This window comes from Promicromonospora sp. MEB111 (assembly GCF_030209445.1).
GTDB lineage: Bacteria > Actinomycetota > Actinomycetes > Actinomycetales > Cellulomonadaceae > Promicromonospora.
The window spans coordinates 262,301-281,115 of the sequence record NZ_JARVSD010000004.1 but is presented as its reverse complement, the minus strand read 5'-3'; the positions used below and the strand labels follow the sequence as shown (position 1 = coordinate 281,115).

Below are 18,815 nucleotides of genomic sequence, written 5' to 3'. Positions count from 1 at the left end.
GGCGGGCCGTAGGCTGCCGGATCGGACCAGTCGTAGGCTGCCGCCATGACAGACCGCCCGATCCGCATCGGTGTCCAGCTCCAGCCCCAGCACGCCGACTACTCCGCCCTGCGTGACGCGGTGCTCCGCGCCGAGGACGCCGGCGTCGACATCATCTTCAACTGGGACCACTTCTTCCCGCTGCGGGGCAACCCCGACGGCAAGCACTTCGAGTGCTGGACCATGCTCGGCGCGTGGGCGGAGCAGACCGAGCGCGTGGAGATCGGCGCGCTCGTGACCGGCATCGGCTACCGCAACCCCGACCTGCTGGCGGACATGGCACGCACGGTCGACCACATCTCGGGCGGGCGGCTGATCCTGGGCCTGGGCGCCGGCTGGTTCGAGAAGGACTACGACCAGTTCGGCTACGAGTTCGGCACGGCGGGTTCACGCATCGCGAGCCTGGCCGACGCGATGCCGCGTATCAAGGCCCGGCTGGCGGCCGGCAACCCGGCGCCCTCGCGCGAGATCCCGATCCTGATCGGCGGCGGCGGGGTGCGCAAGACGCTGCGGATCGTGGCCGAGCACGCCGACATCTGGCACGCGTTCGGCGATGTGCCGACCCTGACGAGCAAGTCCGCGATCCTCGACGAGCACGGTGCCGCCGTCGGGCGGGACACCGCCGCACTGGTCGAGCGCTCGGTGCAGGCGCAGGGCTCGCCCGCTCAGGAGGGCGAGGCCCTCGTGGCGGCCGGGGCCACGCTGTTCACCGTCGGGGTGACCGGCCCGGACTACGACCTGTCGACCGTCACGGACTGGGTCGCCTGGCGCGACTCGCGGGGCTGACCCAGCCGCAGCGCGCTGTTCACCAGACCCAGGTGGCTGAACGCCTGGGGTGTGTTGCCGAGGTGCCGGCCGGTGGCCGGGTCGTACTCCTCGCTGAGCAGGCCCAGGTCGTTGCGCACGGCGAGCAGCCGTTCGAACAGGGCGACCGACTCGTCGACCCGGCCGATGCCGTGCAGCGCGTCGACCAGCCAGAAGTTGCACACCAGGAACGTCGCCTCGGCGCCGGGCAGGCCGTCCACCTGGTCGTCGGCCTCGTTGTGGTAGCGCCGCAGCAGCCCGTCCTGGCCGAGCTCGCGCTGCACGGCGTCCACGGTGCCGACGACGCGGGGGTCGTCCCAGGACAGGAAGCCGACCTGGCCGATCAGCAGCAGCGCGGCGTCGAGCCCGTCCGAGCCGTAGAACTGCGTGAACGTGTTCCGCTCGGCGTCGAACCCGTGGGTGCACACGTCGTCGTGGATCCGGTCGCGCACGGCGCGCCAGCGCTCGACGGGTTCGTCGACCAGGCCGTACTTCTCGACGGCGCGGACGGCCCGGTCGAAGCCCGCCCAGGCCATGACGCGCGAGTGCACGAACGCGCGGCGCGGACCGCGCACCTCCCAGAGCCCGTTGTCGAGGTCGTCCCAGTGCTCCTCGAGGTGCTCCAGCAGGGCCCGCTGCAGCCGCCACACGTCCTGGTCCTGCTCCAGCCCCGCCTCGCGCGCGTGGTGCAGGGCGTCCAGCGTCTCGCCCCACACGTCGATCTGGAGCTGACCTGCCGCGTCGTTGCCGATCCGCACCGGCGCGGACCCCTCGAAGCCGGGCAGCCAGTCGAGCGTGTACTCCGGCAGCCGGCGCCGCCCGTCGAGCCCGTACATGATCTGCAGGTCCGCCGGGTCGCCGGCCACGGCCCGCAGGAGCCACGCCCGCCACTCGCGCGCCTCGTCGATGAAGCCCGTGCCGATCAGGGCCTGCAGCGTGAGACCGGCGTCGCGCAGCCAGCAGTACCGGTAGTCCCAGTTGCGGGTGCCGCCGAGCTGCTCGGGCAGCGACGTCGTGGCTGCCGCCGCGATCGCACCCGTCGGGGCGTAGGTGAGGGCCTTCAGCGTGATCAGCGAGCGGTGCACGGCGTCGGGCCACTGCCCCGTGTAGCTGCAGCCCTCGAGCCAGGAGTGCCAGAAGTCCTCGCTGTCGCGCAAGGCCGCGTACGGCTCCACCGGGTCCCGGGTCTCCAGGTGGGACGCGTGATAGTTCAGGACGAACGGCACCCGGTCACCCGGTCCCACGGTGAACTCCGCACGCAGCACCGACCCGTCGCTCACGCCCTCACGCGCCATCGGGACCACCGAGTCGATGCGCACGGAGTCCGGGCCCGCCACGGCGCGCAGCGCGTCCCCGTCCTGCGTGATCCAGGGCACGATGTTCCCGTAGTCGAACCGGAGCCGCAGCTCGGTGGTCATGGCGACCTTGCCGCTGACCCCCTCGACGATCCGGACCAGGTCGGCCTCGTCCCCGCGCGGCGGCATCAAGTCGATCACCCGGACCCGCCCCTCCGGCAGGTCCCACTCCGTCTCGAGGATCAGGGTGCCGTCCCGGTAGCGCCGGCTCGTGCAGTCGCCGCCCGACGTCGGGCCCAGCCGCCACGACCCGTGCCGCTCGTCACCGAGAAGCTCCGCGAAGCACGCCGGGGAGTCGAACCTCGGCAGGCACATCCAGTCGACCGATCCGTCCCGGCCGATCAGTGCGGCGGTCTGGAGATCACCGACCATCCCGTAGTCCTCGATGCGACGCGTCACGGGACCACCCTAGGTTCGGCTCGACCCGGTGAACAGCACACGACACGCGGCCACCTCACTCCCACGACGGGTCAGACGTACAGGTCACGGGGGTGACCCGTCCGTCTGACCCGTCAGGCGGGGCGTCGGTGCCGAGGCTCAGAACGTCGACGCGTCCGCCGCGTACACCCACCGGTAGCCCGGGTACTCGCCCAGCGACCACAGGTAGTCCCTCGTCGGGTCGTACGACAGGTCCTCCGCCCCCACCGTGAGCGCGTTGCCGTGCCGCACGATCGAGCCCGACGGCGCCACGAACGTGTGCAGGTCACCGTCCGAGTTCGGGTCCGCGTGGTCGGAACCGTCGCTCTGCGAGAAGAAGAACTCCCCGTTGATCGCCGTCGAACCCTGCACGCTCTCCAGGTCCGTCCGGTAGGCCTCGGTCGCCTTGATGATCCCGTCCGACGCCGGCTTCAGGTACCGGTTCGTGTAGTCGATCGGCACCCGGATCGTCCTGACCTGCGCGCCCGCATCGACGTCGGCCGCGCTGCGGTACTCGCTGACGACCACCGAGTCCGGCGTGCTCGTCCGGTCCAGCGAGACCGACGAGTGCTGCAGCTGCGCGTACCCGCCCGCCGTCGAGTCGGTGAACTTCGCCGTCTGCGGCAGCACGTACTTGTAGTCGAAGGCCTGGTACGAACCGTCCGACTGCCACCCGATCGCCGACGAGTTCCCCGTCGAGACCTGCCACAGGTGGTTCAGGTCGAACACCCGGAACCCGCCGCTCGTGTCCGCCACGTACAGCAGGTTCCCGTACCACATGATGCCGCCCGCATGGACGTTCACGGCCTTGAACGACGGCGCGCTCGCCGTCCCGCTCGGCTCGACCAGCAGGATGTGCCGGTACGGCGGGGCGGAGGCGCTCGCCGACAGGTTCGACACGCTGATGCGGACGCCCTTGTCGATACCGTCCTCGGCGTGGTCGTACCAGCTCACCAGGTTGATCCGCTTGCCGTCGTAGGTGCCCTCGGCGTACGCGTCCGAGCTGGTGGTGATGCCCTGCGGGTACCAGGCGTCCGTGTCCTGGTCGCCGTCGTTCCAGCAGTAGTACGCCGTGCGGTTCGTGACCGACGGGGCGCTGCCGCAGCTCGGGGTGCGGTTGGCGTCGTCGGCCACCGCGCCCATCGTCACGTTGGGCAGCGCCGAGTCGAGCGCGCTGACCAGGGTCGACGACGTCTGTGACAGCGTGTAGCGGAAGTTGCTCGCGGTGAGCGGGGTCGCGGCGGCCGCGAGGGCAGCCTGCTCGGACTGCACGGCCTGCTCGGACGTGGACGGGCTCGCTGTGGCCTGGCTCGCTGTGGACGGGCTCGCTGTGGCCTGGCCCGCGGTGGCGAGCAGGGCGGCCAGCCCGAGGCTCGCGACGGCGAGTGCGGAGCGGCGGCGACGGCGCATGGTGGTCTCCTTGCACGAGGGGACGGTTGCCCGCACACCGTAGGAGCGGACGCGCCCGCAGGCCAGGAAAAAAGTCACCCGGTCGGCGATGACAGCGTTGACAGTCGGGTGCCCGGGTCATACGTTCCGCCTGGCGGGCGTTCCGCCTGGCGGGGCGCACGGTGTGCCACGCCACGTACTCGATCAGTGCCGACTCGAGCAACGGAGCGGGTGGACCGATGGTGTTCCGAGACCTTGCACGTACCGTGATCACGCTCGTCACGGCGGCGGGGGTCGCCGTCGGCGGCGGCGTCACCGCCGGCGCCTCCGCGCCCGACGCCGACGAGTGGTCGACGGCGTGGACGCAGTCGCAGCAGCGCAGCTCCGGGCTGAGCCCCGAGACGTTCCAGAACCGGTCGGTCCGGGTCGTGACCCGGCTGACGCAGGGCGGCTCCGCGCTGCGCGTGCGGCTGCAGAACCAGTTCGGCACGGCTCCCCTGGTGGTGAACGCGACCACCGCGGGGCTGAGCGCCGGGGGTGCGGCCGTGCGGCCGGAGACCCTGCGCACCGTCACCTTCGGCGGCTCGCCCACCGTGTCGGTCCCAGCCGGCGGCGAGGTCTGGAGCGACCCGGTGAGCCTGGCGACGTCCGCCCTGGACGACCTCGCCGTCAGCTTCTACCTCGCGAACCCGACCCGGATGATGCTCCACGACCTGGCGGGCCGCACCAACTACTTCTCGACGACGGGCGGCGGCAACACCACCGCCGACACCTCGGGCGCCGGCTTCCCCGACACGCACGGCTGGACCTACCTGGTCAGCGCCGTCGATGTGCTCGGCCCCGACGTCGCCGGCACGGTGGTCGCCTACGGCAGCTCGGTGGTCGACGGCGTGGGCGCGGACAACTGCGGCACCGGCTGCCCGGCGCCGGCGGTGTTCCAGCGCTGGACCGACACGCTCGCGCAGCGCGTGGTGGACGAGCTGCCCGCCGGCCGTCAGGTCGCCGTGGTCAACGAGGGGATCGCCGGGACCACGGCGGCGCCCGCGTGCGGAGCCGGCGGCCTGGACGGCGTCTCGCGCCTGGACCGCGACGTGCTCGCGCTCCACCGCGTGCGGGCGGTCATCTACTACTACGGCACCAACGACCTCGCGAACAACTGCAGCGCCGAGACGATCCTGGCGGCCTACCGGGACACGTTCGCCCGCCTGCGGGCTGCCGGGATCCGGGTCTTCGTCACGCCGATCACGCCGCGGCCCGGCTACACCGCCGAGCAGAACGCGCGGCGCGCGGTCGTGAACGACTTCGTCCGGGCGGGCGGCAACTGCTCGGGGACCTGCGACGGCGTGTTCGACCTCGACGCCGTGCTGCGCGACCCGGACAACCCGAACTCCATCTACCCGCCGTACGACACCGGGGACGGGGTCCACGCGAACATCGCGGGGCAGACGGCGATCGCCCGGTCGATCCCGCTGGGCCGGCTCTTGAGCGCTGCGCTCCCGGCACGCTGACGGGCCTGCTGACAAGACGGCCTGCTGACGAGACTGGCCCCGCTGACAAGACGGGCCGGCTGGTCGCGGGGACGCAGCAGCTGCCCGATCGCTCCCGATCCCTCTCGAGACCGCGCCTCTTCGCTTCGAGACCCGAGTTTCTTCGCTTTGAGCCGTCTCAAAGCGAAGAAACTCGGGTCTCGAAGCGAACTTGCGGCCGGGTCAGCCTGGCTGCGTACCCCGTCAGCGGCCCGTGAGGGCCGCGGCCAGTGGGTCACCGCTGCCGGCCGGGAGCACGCGCAGCCGGCGTGCGGTCGCCCCGGCGCCCTGTTCCGCGACGTCAGCGGCCAGCGCCTTGAGCGACTCGGGGGTGTCGTCCGAGACCCGCAGGAACCAGCCCGAGCACGCGTCGAGCTCCCCCGCCGCGATCGCGTTGACCACGTCGGTCACCCGTTCGGCCGGGGTCCACTCCGTGCGGTTCTCGTGCAGCGTCATGCCCGTCGACATGTCGGTCTTCACGACCCCGGGCGCCAGCTCGAAGACGCGGATCCCGTGCGGAAAACCGTCCTCGTGCAGGTTGGCGCCCATCCGCACCAGCGCGGTCTTGCTCGCGTTGTACGCCGAGTGCCCGCCGGCCATCTCGTGCGAGCTCGCACCCGAGGCCAGGTCGACGACCCGGCCCCCGCCGCGCGCGATCATGCCCGGTACCGTGAAGCGGCTGAACAGGAACGGCGCGCGCACGTTGGTCTCGAAGACCGACCACCACTCGTCGGGGTCGGCCTCCCACAGCGGGTGCTCGGACTCGATGGCACCCGCGTTGTTGACCAGGAGGTCGATCGAGCCGAGCGCGTCCTCCGCCTGCCCGACGGCGGCACGTACCGCCGCCGGGTCGGACACGTCGGCGGTGAGCACCGCGGCGGTCGCCCCGGCAGCCCGGACCTCGGCGGCCACGGCCTCGAGCCGCGCCGCGTCCCGCGCGAGCAGGGCGACGTCCAGCCCTGCTCGCGCGAGACCCAGCGCGATCTCCCGGCCGATGCCGCGCGAGGCGCCCGTGACGAGCGCCGTGCGGGCGGGCCCGGGCGCGGCCGCCTCGGACGGGTTCGGCGCGGCCGTGTCAGCCACGCAGCACCGCGCCCACCTCGGCCGACGCCGACTCCACGACGGCGTCGCGCACCGCGCGGACCTCCTTCGCCGACAGCGTCCGGTCCGCCGCACGCAGCCGCAGTGAGTATGCGAGCGACTTCTTGCCCTCGCCCACCTGCTCCCCCGTGAAGACGTCGAACAGGGCGACGTCCTCCAGGAGCTCGCCGGCCCCGGCGACGATCGCCGACCGCACCGCCTCGGCGGGCACCCCGCCGTCGACCACGAAGGCGAAGTCCTCCTTGGCCGCGGGGAACGCGGACACCGGCGTGGCGACGACGGGCTCGCCCGACGCCGCACCGACCAGGACGGTCAGGTCCACCTCGAACGCCGCCGCCCGCGCGGGCAGACCGAGCGACTCGACGACCTTGGGGTGCAGCTCGCCGGCGTGGCCGACGAGCGTCCCGTCCGCGAGCTCGAGACGCGCGCAGCGTCCCGGGTGCCACGGCATCCGCTCGGGATCGGCGGAGACGACGACGTCGACCCCCGCGCGCTCGGCCACGAGGCGCGCCGCCTCCAGGGCGTCCTCCCAGCCGGCGGCACGGCCCGGGCCCCACCAGCCGGCGAGCTCGCGCCTGCCGGTCAGCACACCGGCGACCCGGCGCGGCTGGTCGGGGACCGCCGCCGCGAGTGCCGCGAGCTGCTCGTCGGTGGGCCGCACGCCGCCGGGCAGCGCCGGTGCCACGGGGGTTCCGTCCACCGGGGTGGTGACCAGCCCGATCTCGTAGACCGCGAGGTCCGTGAGCCCGCGGGACACGTTGCGCCGCACGGTGTCGAGCAGCGTGACGAGCAGGTTGGACCGCATCAGCGGCTTGTCGTCCGCCATCGGGTTCGCGAGGCGGAGCGAGACACGGCGCTGGTCGTCGGCCGGCAGGCCGAGCGCGTCGTACTCGGCCGTGCCGACGAACGGGTAGCTGAGGGTCTCGACGAACCCGGCCTCGGCCAGGGCGCGCGCGACCGAGCGGCGCGTGCGCTGCTCGGCGGTGAGCCCGCGACCACCCGTGGCCGCCGGGAGGATCGACGGGATCTCGCCGTAACCCTGGATGCGCACGACCTCCTCGACCAGGTCGGCGGGCTCGGTCAGGTCGGGCCGCCAGGACGGCGGCGTGACCGTGAGCACCGCCCCGCCGGCGCCCTCGACGGTGGCGCCGATCTCCTCGAGCGTGCTGCGTACCTGCTCCGGGGTGTACTCGACGCCCGAGAGCCGGGTGGGCTCGGTGACCTTGAGCGCGATGGGGGCGGGCGTCCCGGTCTCGTCGAGGTCGCTCACGGCGGCGTCGGCCGTGCCGCCGCCGAGCTCGACCAGCAGGTCGACGACGCGCTGCGCCGCGACGGCGGGCAGAAGGGGGTCGACACCGCGCTCGAACCGCTTGGCGGCCTCGCTCGAGAGCTTGTGCCGGCGGGCGGTACGGGCGACCGTGATCTGGTCGAAGTGCGCCGCCTCGACGAGCACGTCGGTGGTGGTCGCGCTGACCTCGGACGACGCTCCGCCCATGACGCCGGCCAGGCCGAGCACGCGGCTGCCCGCGCCGACGGGCGAGTCGGTGATCAGCAGGTCCTCGGCGTCCAGGGCCCGGTCGACGTCGTCGAGCGTGGTGAGCCGCTCGCCCGGGACCGCCCGGCGGACCACGATCGGCGCCGAGACCTGTGCCAGGTCGTAGGCGTGCAGCGGCTGCCCGAGGTCGAGCATCACGTAGTTCGTGATGTCGACCGCCAGGGAGATGGACCGCATGCCGGAGCCCTCGAGGCGGTGCTTCATCCAGGCAGGCGTGGGCGCGGAGGGGTCGATGCCCCGCACGATGCGCGTCACGAAGCGGTCGCAGCCGACCACGCCGTTGATCGGCGCGTCGTCCTGCACCCGCACCTCGAACCCGTCCGCGGTGGCCGCCGGCTCGGTACCGGTGGCCAGACCGTGGTCGGTGAACTTGGCACCCGTGGAGTGGGCGTACTCGCGCGCCACGCCGCGGTAGCTGAACGCGTAGCCGCGGTCGGGGGTCACGTTGATCTCGAGAACCTCCTCCCCGAGGCCGAGAAGCGCGATCGCGTCCTGGCCGGGGGTGAGGTCCTCCTCGGCGAACCCGTTCCGCGTCAGCACCAGGATGCCGTCGTGGTCCTCGCCGATCCCGAGCTCCCGGACGGAGCAGATCATGCCGTCGGACACGTGCCCGTAGGTCTTGCGGGCGGCGATCGGGAACGGGCCGGGCAGCACCGTGCCGGGCAGCGAGACCGCGACGTAGTCGCCCACGCCGAAGTTGTGCGCGCCGCAGACGATGCCACGCGCGCCCTCGTCGTCGTTGTGCTCGGGTCCGACGTCGACCCGGCACCAGTTGATGGTCTTGCCGTTCTTCTGCGGCTCGGGGGTCATCTCGAGGACGCGACCCACCACCAGGGGGCCGGTCACGGCCGCGCCGTGGATCGCCTCTTCCTCCAGGCCGACCTTCACCAGGTCGGCCGCGAGCTGCTCGGCGGTCAGGTCCGCGGGCAGCTCGACGTGGTCAGCGAGCCAGTCCTTCACGATGAGGGGCACTTCAGATCTCCGTCCCGAACTGGGTGGAGAAGCGCACGTCGCCCTCCACGATGTCGTGCATGTCCGCGATCGAGTGGCGCAGCATGAGCGTGCGCTCGATGCCCATGCCGAACGCGAAACCCGTGTACTCCTCCGGGTCCACGCCCGCGGCGCGCAGCACGTTCGGGTTGACCATGCCGCAGCCGCCCCACTCGATCCAGCCGGCGCCGCCCTTCTTCTGCGGGAACCACAGGTCCATCTCGGCGGATGGCTCGGTGAACGGGAAGAACGCCGGGCGCAGGCGCGTCCTGGCCTCCGGCCCGAACATCGCCCGGGCGAAGGCGTCCAGGGTGCCCACGAGGTTGGCCATGGTGAGCCCCTTGTCGACGGCGAGGCCCTCGACCTGGTGGAACACCGGCGTGTGGGTCTGGTCGAGGGCGTCGGTGCGGAACGTCTTGCCGGGGCACGCGATGTACAGGGGCACGCCACGCTCCAGCAGGGAGCGCGCCTGGACCGGAGAGGTGTGGGTGCGCAGCACGAGGTTCGAGTCGGCGCCGTCCTGCCCCGCCACGTAGAACGTGTCCTGCATCTGGCGGGCCGGGTGGTCCGGGCCGAAGTTCAGGGCGTCGAAGTTGAACCACTCGGCCTCGACCTCGGGGCCGTCGGCGATCTCCCAGCCGAGGCCCACGAAGAAGTCGGCGATACGCTCCTGGACCAGCTCGATCGGGTGCCGGGCGCCGGTCGTCGAACGCCGCACCGGAAGGGTGACGTCGACCGTCTCCTCCAGCAGCACGTGTGCGTCGCGCTCGGCCTCGAGCTCCGACTGACGGGCGGCGATCGCCTGGTTGATCCGGCCGCGCCGCGGGCCCACGAGCTTGCCGGCCTTCGCCTTGTCGGGTCCCGGCAGCGCGCCGATCCCCCGGTTGGCGAGGGCCAGGGCGCTGCGGTCCCCCGTGTGCTGCGTGCGGACGACCTTCAGCGCGTCGAGGTCGCCGGCCTTCGCGATCTCGTCGAGAGCGGTCTTGACCGCGGCGTCGAGTGCCGCCTCGTCGAGCGGATCGATGGGTGCCTTCTCATCGGGCGTGGACATGCTTGCCTTCCTGGCGGATTCGGGAGCCGGCCCGGTCCCTGCGTGGGGACCCGTGCCGGCATCTGAAGTCTAGGTGCCCGCCAGGGCTCAGGACGCGTTGTCCACAGGGCAGCTCAGTGCCCGCGCGCAGCGCTCGCCGCACGGCCCGTGGCGGGCCGCATAAATCGGCGGGTCAGTGGCTGCATGGCGCCATCATTCCATGCCCCGTCGCGACCGGGCAACGCGATTCGGTGGGCGCACCCCCACCCGCTTGGCACACTTTTTCTTCGTGTCGGTGAGGAGGCATAACCTCGCACCGCACCGGCGAGCCATTCTGCCCGTTTAGGGCGTTTGATCTCGGATCACCACCCAAGAAAGCTCTTGTTGACGATCGGTGGCGCATCGCGAACCAGTGCGTTAATGTAGAACGCATGTTCGAGTCCGGGTCCACGGTGAGCGGGACGTGTCGGCCGTTGCCACGGCCTCTTCCCTGGCGTGTCCGGCCCACCGGGCGGCGGCACCTCGAACAGCCATGTCCCCACGGCCGGGGCGGCCCTGGTCCCGGCCGTGGGGACGGCACCCGACCTCCTCGGGGCCCGTCAGCCCTCGAGCGTCCAGGTCTCCACGACCTCGTACCGCGGACCGCCCTGGGGCCCCTCCCCCGGGTGGGACTCGACGAGCGCGAACGAGTCTGCCGTCCACGCCGGTCCGGCGTACACGGAGAGCGCCTGGGCGGCGGGCTCCAGCGCCGACCGCGGCTCGGCCCCGGCCCGCTTGCCCCAGCGGTCCCGGCCGCGCGGCGGCTTCACCTGCCCGGCGCGGGCACGGGCCACGGTGACGTGCGCACGGTGCGGTTTCACGTCGTCGGGCACCTCGCGAGGGGACGCCGCCAGACAGTCGGTCGCCAGGTCCTTCAGGGCCTCGGTCCCGCCGTCGACGCCGATCCACAGGACGCGCGCCCCGAACGACCCGGCACCACGCAGCCTCAGGTCGATGGGCCCGTGCTTCCGCGCGACGTCGGACAGGTCGTCACGCAGCTCGGGGACCGTCCCCTCCGGGAGGTCCGCGTAGAACGCGAGGGTGATGTGGAGGCTCTCGCGGGGCACCCACCGCGGCGAGGCAGGTACGCCATCGATCGCGAGCCCGAGGTGGTCAAGAACGCTCTGGGGCGGGATGACCGCCGTGAACAACCGCACCTGACGATCCTAGGGGCAGGCCCGCGCTGCAGGGAGCCCATTTCTCACCGACGACGGCGGCGGCGCGTGACGGCCCACGCGACCACGGCGGCCGCGAGCACGAACGCGATCTGGCCCCCGAGGACGATCCGGTTCACGTCGACCGCGGGCACCCAGCGCACGCCCTGGTCGTCGACGACGAGGGCACCTGCCGGCTCGGCGCGCCGGCCAAAGCCGAACCCGCCGCCGCCACCCTCCCCGAGCGCGCCGGCTTCGCCGTCCGCCTCGGTGTCGGCCTCGGTGCCCGGCCCGGCCTCGCCGCCCTCGGCGTCACCGGCCTTGGCGTCACCGGCCTTGGCGTGGTGGCCACCCGGCTCGGTGCCGCCCCCGCCGCCCGAGCCCCCGCCGGTCGCCACGCGGGCGGCCGGGATCACGAGGGTCCCGTCGCGCTCGACCGGATCTCCGTACACCTGCCGCACGCCGAACGCTCCGGTCAGGGCCTCGCTGATGCGGTTCAGATCAGGCATGTACCTCATCTGCCCCACGGTAGGTGACCACGTCGCGAGGCGATACAGCAGGAGCAAGAGTCACCCGCTCGGGCGTCCTCAGCGCCCGCCGAACGGCGCACGGTCCGCCCACCACCTCCGGGAGCACAGCGCCGCCAGCAGCCCGCCGGTTACGTTCACCAGCACGTCGTCCACGGACGTCACCCGTCCGAGCCCCAGCGCGTACTGGAGCACCTCCACGGTCACCGCCACCCCGAGGAGCACGACGGCGACCCGGGCGAGCACCGCCACGGTGCGCGGCCAGGGCCCAGGCTCGGCGCGCTCGCGCGAACCGGCGCGCCTGCCCGACCCCGGCACGAGCCGGAACCGCACCGGCAGGAAGAAGCCGAGCGCGGCGAGGACCAGCAGGTTGCCGCCCACCTGCACCACCGCGGCGGGGACGGGCCCCGAGAGCTGGTCCGCAAGATCCTGGAGGGGGACGAGCGAGAGGCCGCGCTCCCCGGGCCGGGGCGTGAGGATCATCCACACCCACGGCGCCGTGCCGACGACCATGCCGACCTCCGCGACGGAGTGCCGCCAGGCACGGTCGTTCGGGACGCCCCGCAGGCGCCGGATCCGCACGAGCAGGCGGATCGCCAGGACGGCGCCGAGCAACGCCGGCACAGCCGGGCGCAGCACGTGGCCCCACGCGCCCCAGACGTCGGCGGCCGCGTCGGGCAGCCTCAGCGCTGCGCCCTGCCGCTCGCGTACAGGCAGACCGTCGCGGCGGTCGCGAGGTTGAGCGACTCCGCCCTACCGCGGATCGGCACGCGCACCACGGCGTCGGCCAGGGCCCGGTCGGCTTCCGGCAGGCCCCACGCCTCGTTGCCGAACACCCAGGCCGTAGGCCCGGCGAGGTCCGGGGCGGTGCCGCTGCCGGCGTCGTCGAGCAGGTCGTCCAGGTCGAACGGGCCGGTGCCGTCGGCGGCGAGGACCTGGCACCCGGCGGCACGCAGCTCCGCCAGCGCGGCGTCCAGCGGGAGGCCCGTCACCACGGGCAGGTGGAACAGCGACCCCGCGGTGGAGCGCACCACCTTGGGATTGTGCACGTCCACGCTCTCCCCCGCGAGCACGACGAGGTCGGCACCGGCGGCGTCCGCGGCGCGGATCACGGTGCCGGCGTTCCCCGGGTCCCGGACCGTGGCGAGCACCGCGACCAGGAGCGGCCGGCCGGCGCGCTCCGGGTCCCGCCCGTCGAGCGCCTCGCGCAGCGAGGGCGCGGCGGAGCGGACGACGGCGAGCACACCCTGGGCGTCGGCGCTCATCCCGTCGAGCACCTCCGGGGTACCGACGTGCAGGAACACCCCGGCCGCGCGCGCGTCGTCGACGATCTCGGTGTAGCGCGACGCCGCCGACGGCGTCAGGTAGACGTCCCGGACCGACGCCGAGGCGTGCCGCACCACCTCGCGGACGCCCTGCGGCCCCTCCACCAGGTACAGGCCATGCCGGGAGCGCGCCGAACGCCCGGACAGTGCCCGCACCTGCTTGACCCGGTCGGCTCGCGGATTCGCGAGCGTCACGTCAAGCGGCACGGGTGCCTCCGAGGAGGACACTGTCCGGGCGTCCGGTGAGATGCTCAACCTCAGGCAGCGGCCGGGGCGTTGACGTCCGCCGGCAGCGCGTCCTTGGCGACCTGGACGAGGGCGTTGAACGCCGCCACGTCGTTGACCGCGAGCTCGGCGAGCATGCGGCGGTCGACCTCGACACCAGCGGCCTTGAGGCCCTGGATGAGGCGGTTGTAGGTCAGGCCCTCCGCGCGGGACGCAGCGTTGATGCGCTGGATCCACAGCTTGCGGAAGTCGCCCTTGCGCGCCTTCCGGTCACGGTAGGCGTAGACGAGCGAGTGGGTGACCTGCTCCTTCGCCTTCCGGTAGAGGCGCGAGCGCTGGCCGCGGTAACCGGCGGCGCGCTCGAGGGTCGTACGGCGCTTCTTCTGGGCATTGACTGCCCGCTTCACGCGTGCCACGTGAGACTCCTTGTTACTTCGGGGCTGGAAGGGTTCCGGGCGGCGCGCGTCAGGCGCGCGCCGCGGGGGTCACTTACCGAGCAGCTTCTTGATCTTCTTGACGTCGGCAGGCGCGACGACCTGGTCCACGGCCAGACGACGCGTACGGCGGCTGGACTTGTGCTCGAGGTAGTGGCGGGCGTTGGTCTGCTCGCGCATGACCTTGCCGCTACCCGTGACCCGGAACCGCTTCTTGGAGCCGGAGTGCGTCTTGTTCTTCGGCATGACTGCCGTCTCTCCTCATGTCGGTCGACCGCTGCTGGAGCGGCGACGTGTACCTGGGCCGGTCAGCCGGCCCGGTGTCGTGGTGGTCTTGGGGACCTCGGCCTCAGCCGGCTTTGCGCGGCGCACGCGGCTTGGGAGCCACGGGCTTCGGCACCGGCTTGGGGGCCGGGGCCGGCTTGGGAGCTGCCTTGGCGGCGGGCTTCGCTGCCGGCTTGGAGGCAGCCTTTGCCGCGGGCTTCGCGGCCGGCTTCGCCGCTGCCGGGGCAGGCGCCTCGACGGCGGGCTCGGGCTCGGCGACCGGCTCGGCCTCGACGACCGGCTCGGGCTCAGGCTCCGGCTCCGGCTCGACGACGGGCTCCGGCTCGGCCTCGACGACCGGCGCCTCGACGGGCTCCGGAGCAGCCGCGACCGCGGGCTCCTCGACCACGGTCTCGACCGTCTCGTCGATCTGGTCCTCGACGGGCTCCGCGTCGCCGGCCTCGTCGACCGCACGCGCCTGGGCCTTGGCCTCGGACTTGGTCATCCGGCCCGCGTTCACCTCGGCCGCGCGCTTGCGCTGCTCGACCTTGGCGTCCGCCTTCTTCTTGACCGGCCCGAGGACCATGGTCATGTTGCGGCCGTCCTGCTTGGGCATGGACTCGACGAAACCGAGATCGGCGACATCCTCCGCCAGGCGCTCCAGCAGGCGACGACCCATCTCCGGGCGCGACTGCTCGCGGCCGCGGAACATGATCATGACCTTGACCTTGTCGCCGGCCGAGAGGAACCGCTCGACGTGGCCCTTCTTGGTGCCGTAGTCGTGCGGGTCGATCTTGAGGCGGAAACGGATCTCCTTGAGGACCGTGTTCGCCTGGTTGCGCCGGGCCTCTCGCGCCTTCATGTCGGACTCGTACTTGAACTTGCCGAAGTCCATGAGCTTGGCGACGGGCGGGCGGGCGTCCGGCGCGACCTCGACGAGGTCGAGGTCAGCGTCCTGGGCGAGCTTCAGGGCGACCGCCGTGGCAACCACGCCGACCTGCTCCCCGCCAGGACCGATGAGTCGGACCTCGGGGACACGGATCCGGTCGTTGATGCGAGGCTCGGTGATGGTGATGCTCCTAAGAAGTCGTTGATGGACCACCAGGAACGGGAAATGGCCCCCGCCCTGAACACAGGTGGAGGCCATCACGAGGAAAGGACACGCTGGCCCGGCAGCAGCACCGCCGGCCCTTCGTGTCCGACCAAGGACCCGGACTCTGTCGGCACCTTGCGGTGCACCGTCGTGACTCGGGTGGGATGGAATCCACTTTGCGCACCCGGCTCACACCGGGTCGGTCTTCCCTCAACGATACCAGGAGGAGGAGAGCACCCGCCACGTGGCGGGGTGTGAGGTCGGCCGCTCCCCGTTTTCGCCGGGCGAAAGCTGTTGCCCCACTCAACTGGAATGATTCCAGTTTAGGGCCTAGGCTGCTGGTCATGACGTCCATCGCCCCCGCCGCCGCCTCGCCCGAGGAGCTCCTCCGCGGCGCCGGCCTGCGCGTGACCGCCGCCCGCGTGGCCGCGTTGCGCGCCGTGGGCGAGAACCAGCACGCCACGACCGACGCCGTCCTGGGCTCGGTCCGCTCGGAGCTCGGCACCGTGTCCGTGCAGGCGGTCTACGACGTCCTGCACGCGCTGACCGACGCGGGCCTCCTGCGCCGTATCGAGCCCGCCGGGCACCCCGCCCGCTACGAGCGGCGCACCGGCGACAACCACCACCACATCGTCTGCCGCTCCTGCGGCGCCATCGGCGACGTGGACTGCACGGTGGGCCACGCGCCCTGCCTCACCCCGAGCGACGACCACGGGTTCGTGGTCGAGACCGCCGAGGTGACGTACTGGGGCCTGTGTCCCGACTGCCGCGGCAAGGCACCCGGCGCGGATCCCGCCACGCAACCCTGACCGCACAGACCTTCCAGCCCCGCTGGAACCCCGCAAGAACCCCCGCTAGCAGCAGCAGAGGAAGGCACGTCTGAATGACCACTCCCTACACCACCACGCAGACCGGTACCCCGGTCGCCAGTGACGCGCACTCGTTGACCGTCGGCGCCGACGGCGCCACGGTCCTCCACGACCGCTACCTGGTCGAGAAGCTCGCCCAGTTCAACCGCGAGCGCATCCCGGAGCGGATCGTGCACGCCAAGGGCGGCGGCGCCTTCGGTGAGTGGGAGATCACCGGTGACGTGTCGCAGTACACGCGTGCGGCGGCCTTCCAGCCGGGTGCGAAGGGCGAGGTTGCCCTGCGCTTCTCGTCCGTCGCCGGCGAGATGGGCTCCCCCGACACCTGGCGCGACGTGCGCGGCTTCGCGCTGCGCTTCTACACGACCGAGGGCAACCTCGACATCGTCGGCAACAACACGCCGGTGTTCTTCATCCGCGACGCGATCAAGTTCCCGGACTTCATCCACTCGCAGAAGCGCCTGCCCTGGTCGGGGCTGCGCGACGCCGACATGCAGTGGGACTTCTGGACCCTGTCGCCGGAGTCGGCCCACCAGGTCACCTACCTCATGGGCGACCGCGGCCTGCCGGCCTCGTGGCGCGAGCTGAACGGCTACGGCTCGCACACCTACCTGTGGACCAACGCCGCGGGCGAGAAGTTCTGGGTCAAGTACCACTTCATCTCCCGCCAGGGCGTCAAGTTCCTGAGCGGTGAGGAGGGCGAGAAGATCGCCGGTGCGGACGCCGACTACTACCGCCGCGACCTGTACGAGGCGATCGAGCGCGGCGACAACCCGGTCTGGGACATCAAGGTCCAGGTCATGCCGTACGAGGACGCGAAGACGTACCGGTTCAACCCGTTCGACCTGACCAAGGTCTGGCCGCACGCGGACTACCCGCTGATCCACTTCGGCCACTTCACGCTGAACCGCAACCCGAAGAACCACTTCGCGGAGATCGAGCAGATCGCGCTGTCCCCGGCCAACCAGGTCCCGGGCACGGACATCTCGCCCGACAAGATGCTGATGGCCCGCGTGTTCTCCTACCCGGACGCGCAGCGCTACCGCGTGGGCACCAACTACCAGTCGGTGCCGGTGAACCAGCCGCACGCCGCGCCGGTGCACAACTACTCGCAGGACGGCTCGCAGCGGCACCACTTCAACGAGGTGGGCACGCCCAACTACGCGCCGAACTCGTTCGGCGGCCCCGTCGCCGACCCGGCCCGCGGGCACGACGGCGCCTGGGAGTCGGACGGCGAGCTGGTACGCACGGCCGCCACGCTGCACAGCGAGGACGGCGACTTCGTCCAGCCGGGCACGCTCTACCGCGAGGTCTACGACGACGGCGCCAAGGCCCGTCTGCTGGAGACCCTGACCGGCCAGGGCCAGTCGATCACCGTCGACGAGATCCGCGAGCGCTTCTTCCAGTACTGGACGAACGTGGACGAGGAGCTCGGCGCCAAGCTGCGCGCCGCCGTCGCCGCCTGACGCTCCCCCGCACGACGCCGAGGCCGGGCTCCCCGCCGGGGAGTCCGGCCTCCGCCGTCCCCGGCCCGACCCCCGTCCCCGGCCCGGCCCGGCCCGGCATGAGGGATATCCCCATGGTCGGGCCGCCCTCCTTGTCCGACGGCGGAGGCGCCGCCTACGGTCCCAGGGGTGCCCGGAGCGCTTCGGCGGAGCACCGCACGAGACCGCCCGGAGAAAGGGAGTCACCGATGTCCCGATCGCTCGTCCGACTCGGCGCCGCACTGACGGCCGGCCTGCTGGCGCTGACCGCCGCGGCGGGCCCCGCGGCCACCGCCCTGGAGCAGGAACCGGCGCAGGAACCAGCGCGGGAACCGGCGGCCGCACAGGCCGCCGACCACCGGGTCATCGCCTTCTACCAGACGATCTACGAGACCGGCTCGGACGGGGTGCGCCGCTACGTGGACCCCAAGCCGCTGCTCGGCTCGGTCACGGACGTCAACGTGGGCGCGATCCACCTGAACGCCGACGCGTCCCTCACGGTCAACGACATCCCGGCCGACCACGCCGAGCTCGGCGTCATGTGGGACGACCTGGCGACGATGCAGGACCAGGGGGTCACGGTCAGCGCGTTCCTCGGCGGCGCCGCGCCCGGCACCTACCGCTACCTGCGGGAGGACTTCGACCGGTTCTACCCGGTCCTGCGCGACTTCCTGCGCGCCTACGACCTCGACGGCGTGGACCTCGACATCGAGGAGACGTTCTCGCTGGCGGACACGGTCCACCTGGTCGACGCGCTGCGAGCCGACTTCGGCCCGGACTTCGTGGTCACCCTGACGCCGGTCGCCACCGACATGGCGGGCCGAACGAGCTTCTCCGGCGGTTTCTCCTACGCGGAGCTGGAGCGGCAGGCCGGCGACCGGATCGACTGGTACAACACCCAGTTCTACTGCGGCTGGGGCGACCTGCGTACGACCACGGTCTACGACCAGATCCTCGCCAACGGCTTCACGCCGGGCCGCGTCGTGGCGGGCACCGTGACCAACCCCGGCAACTGCAGCGGGTACGTGGACCCGCCCACGTTCGACGCCACGGTCGGCACCCTGGTGGACCGCCACCCCGACTTCGGCGGCGTCTTCGGCTGGGAGTACTTCAACTCGGTGGGCCACGCCGGCGGCGGACGGGAGTCCTGGTTCTCGCACGTCGCCGAGGTGGTGAACTCCTGAGCCTCCAGGGTGAT

17 protein-coding genes are annotated in these 18,815 nt (G+C 72.2%); 5 read left to right on the top strand and 12 right to left on the bottom strand.

Features of this window, described 5'->3' with window-relative positions; all coding sequences use genetic code 11:
* Positions 1 to 45: 45 nt before the first annotated feature.
* Positions 46 to 825 carry an LLM class F420-dependent oxidoreductase gene (locus tag QRN56_RS04835; protein WP_285101627.1) on the top strand — a complete coding sequence of 260 codons (780 nt, stop codon included), beginning with the start codon at positions 46 to 48 and terminating at the stop codon, positions 823 to 825.
* Here QRN56_RS04835 and QRN56_RS04830 read toward each other — a convergent pair.
* Together QRN56_RS04830 and QRN56_RS04825 are read right to left on the bottom strand one after the other, a co-directional pair.
* A complete protein-coding gene (locus tag QRN56_RS04830; RefSeq protein WP_285101625.1) occupies positions 771 to 2,597 on the bottom strand; it encodes a glycoside hydrolase family 15 protein in 1,827 nt (608 codons plus the stop codon). The two genes, QRN56_RS04835 and QRN56_RS04830, sit on opposite strands and share 55 nt — an antisense overlap.
* Before the next feature lie 138 nt (positions 2,598 to 2,735).
* Positions 2,736 to 4,025, bottom strand: coding sequence for a hypothetical protein (locus QRN56_RS04825; RefSeq protein WP_285101623.1), 1,290 nt, complete (start codon positions 4,023 to 4,025; stop codon positions 2,736 to 2,738).
* Positions 4,026 to 4,270: 245 nt separating this feature from the next.
* Between QRN56_RS04825 and QRN56_RS04820 the strand changes: the two genes are divergently transcribed.
* Positions 4,271 to 5,512 carry a GDSL-type esterase/lipase family protein gene (locus QRN56_RS04820; RefSeq protein ID WP_285101621.1) on the top strand — a complete coding sequence of 414 codons (1,242 nt, stop codon included), beginning with the start codon at positions 4,271 to 4,273 and terminating at the stop codon, positions 5,510 to 5,512.
* A gap of 222 nt (positions 5,513 to 5,734) precedes the next feature.
* On the opposite strand, the gene QRN56_RS04815 is transcribed toward QRN56_RS04820, so the two are convergent.
* The 10 genes from QRN56_RS04815 to infC form a co-directional block, all read right to left on the bottom strand.
* Positions 5,735 to 6,613 (bottom strand): SDR family NAD(P)-dependent oxidoreductase, encoded by an 879-nt coding sequence (locus tag QRN56_RS04815; protein WP_285101620.1) that lies wholly within the window; start codon positions 6,611 to 6,613, stop codon positions 5,735 to 5,737.
* Positions 6,606 to 9,158 (bottom strand): phenylalanine--tRNA ligase subunit beta, encoded by a 2,553-nt coding sequence (pheT, locus tag QRN56_RS04810; RefSeq protein WP_285101618.1) that lies wholly within the window; start codon positions 9,156 to 9,158, stop codon positions 6,606 to 6,608. Before pheT ends, QRN56_RS04815 begins: the two co-directional genes overlap by 8 nt.
* Position 9,159: 1 nt before the next feature.
* Positions 9,160 to 10,227, bottom strand: coding sequence for a phenylalanine--tRNA ligase subunit alpha (gene pheS / locus QRN56_RS04805; RefSeq protein WP_285101616.1), 1,068 nt, complete (start codon positions 10,225 to 10,227; stop codon positions 9,160 to 9,162).
* A 578-nt stretch (positions 10,228 to 10,805) separates the two neighbouring features.
* The gene (thpR, locus tag QRN56_RS04800; RefSeq protein ID WP_285101614.1) at positions 10,806 to 11,402 is read right to left on the bottom strand and encodes an RNA 2',3'-cyclic phosphodiesterase; all 597 of its coding nucleotides are present in this window, start codon (positions 11,400 to 11,402) and stop codon (positions 10,806 to 10,808) included.
* A gap of 44 nt (positions 11,403 to 11,446) precedes the next feature.
* On the bottom strand, positions 11,447 to 11,908 hold the full coding sequence (locus tag QRN56_RS04795) for a hypothetical protein (RefSeq protein WP_285101612.1): 462 nt from the start codon (positions 11,906 to 11,908) through the stop codon (positions 11,447 to 11,449).
* A 78-nt stretch (positions 11,909 to 11,986) separates the two neighbouring features.
* Positions 11,987 to 12,565 carry a VanZ family protein gene (locus tag QRN56_RS04790; RefSeq protein ID WP_285101610.1) on the bottom strand — a complete coding sequence of 193 codons (579 nt, stop codon included), beginning with the start codon at positions 12,563 to 12,565 and terminating at the stop codon, positions 11,987 to 11,989.
* A 44-nt stretch (positions 12,566 to 12,609) separates the two neighbouring features.
* Entirely contained in the window at positions 12,610 to 13,458 is an 849-nt protein-coding gene (locus QRN56_RS04785; RefSeq protein WP_285101608.1) for a TrmH family RNA methyltransferase, read from the bottom strand.
* A 50-nt stretch (positions 13,459 to 13,508) separates the two neighbouring features.
* Positions 13,509 to 13,892: a 50S ribosomal protein L20 gene (gene rplT, locus QRN56_RS04780; protein ID WP_285101606.1), complete on the bottom strand. Its 384-nt coding sequence runs from the start codon at positions 13,890 to 13,892 to the stop codon at positions 13,509 to 13,511.
* Between the two features lie 69 nt (positions 13,893 to 13,961).
* Positions 13,962 to 14,156 (bottom strand): 50S ribosomal protein L35, encoded by a 195-nt coding sequence (rpmI, locus tag QRN56_RS04775; protein WP_020016628.1) that lies wholly within the window; start codon positions 14,154 to 14,156, stop codon positions 13,962 to 13,964.
* Between the two features lie 103 nt (positions 14,157 to 14,259).
* Entirely contained in the window at positions 14,260 to 15,321 is a 1,062-nt protein-coding gene (infC, locus tag QRN56_RS04770) for a translation initiation factor IF-3 (protein ID WP_285101604.1), read from the bottom strand.
* A 290-nt stretch (positions 15,322 to 15,611) separates the two neighbouring features.
* Between infC and QRN56_RS04765 the strand changes: the two genes are divergently transcribed.
* The 3 genes from QRN56_RS04765 to QRN56_RS04755 all read left to right on the top strand — a co-directional run bounded on the left by QRN56_RS04765 (position 15,612) and on the right by QRN56_RS04755 (position 18,801).
* On the top strand, positions 15,612 to 16,076 hold the full coding sequence (locus QRN56_RS04765) for a Fur family transcriptional regulator (protein WP_285101603.1): 465 nt from the start codon (positions 15,612 to 15,614) through the stop codon (positions 16,074 to 16,076).
* A 74-nt stretch (positions 16,077 to 16,150) separates the two neighbouring features.
* Entirely contained in the window at positions 16,151 to 17,599 is a 1,449-nt protein-coding gene (locus tag QRN56_RS04760) for a catalase (RefSeq protein WP_285101601.1), read from the top strand.
* A gap of 227 nt (positions 17,600 to 17,826) precedes the next feature.
* A complete protein-coding gene (locus QRN56_RS04755) occupies positions 17,827 to 18,801 on the top strand; it encodes a glycosyl hydrolase family 18 protein (RefSeq protein WP_285101600.1) in 975 nt (324 codons plus the stop codon).
* Positions 18,802 to 18,815 lie beyond the last annotated feature (14 nt).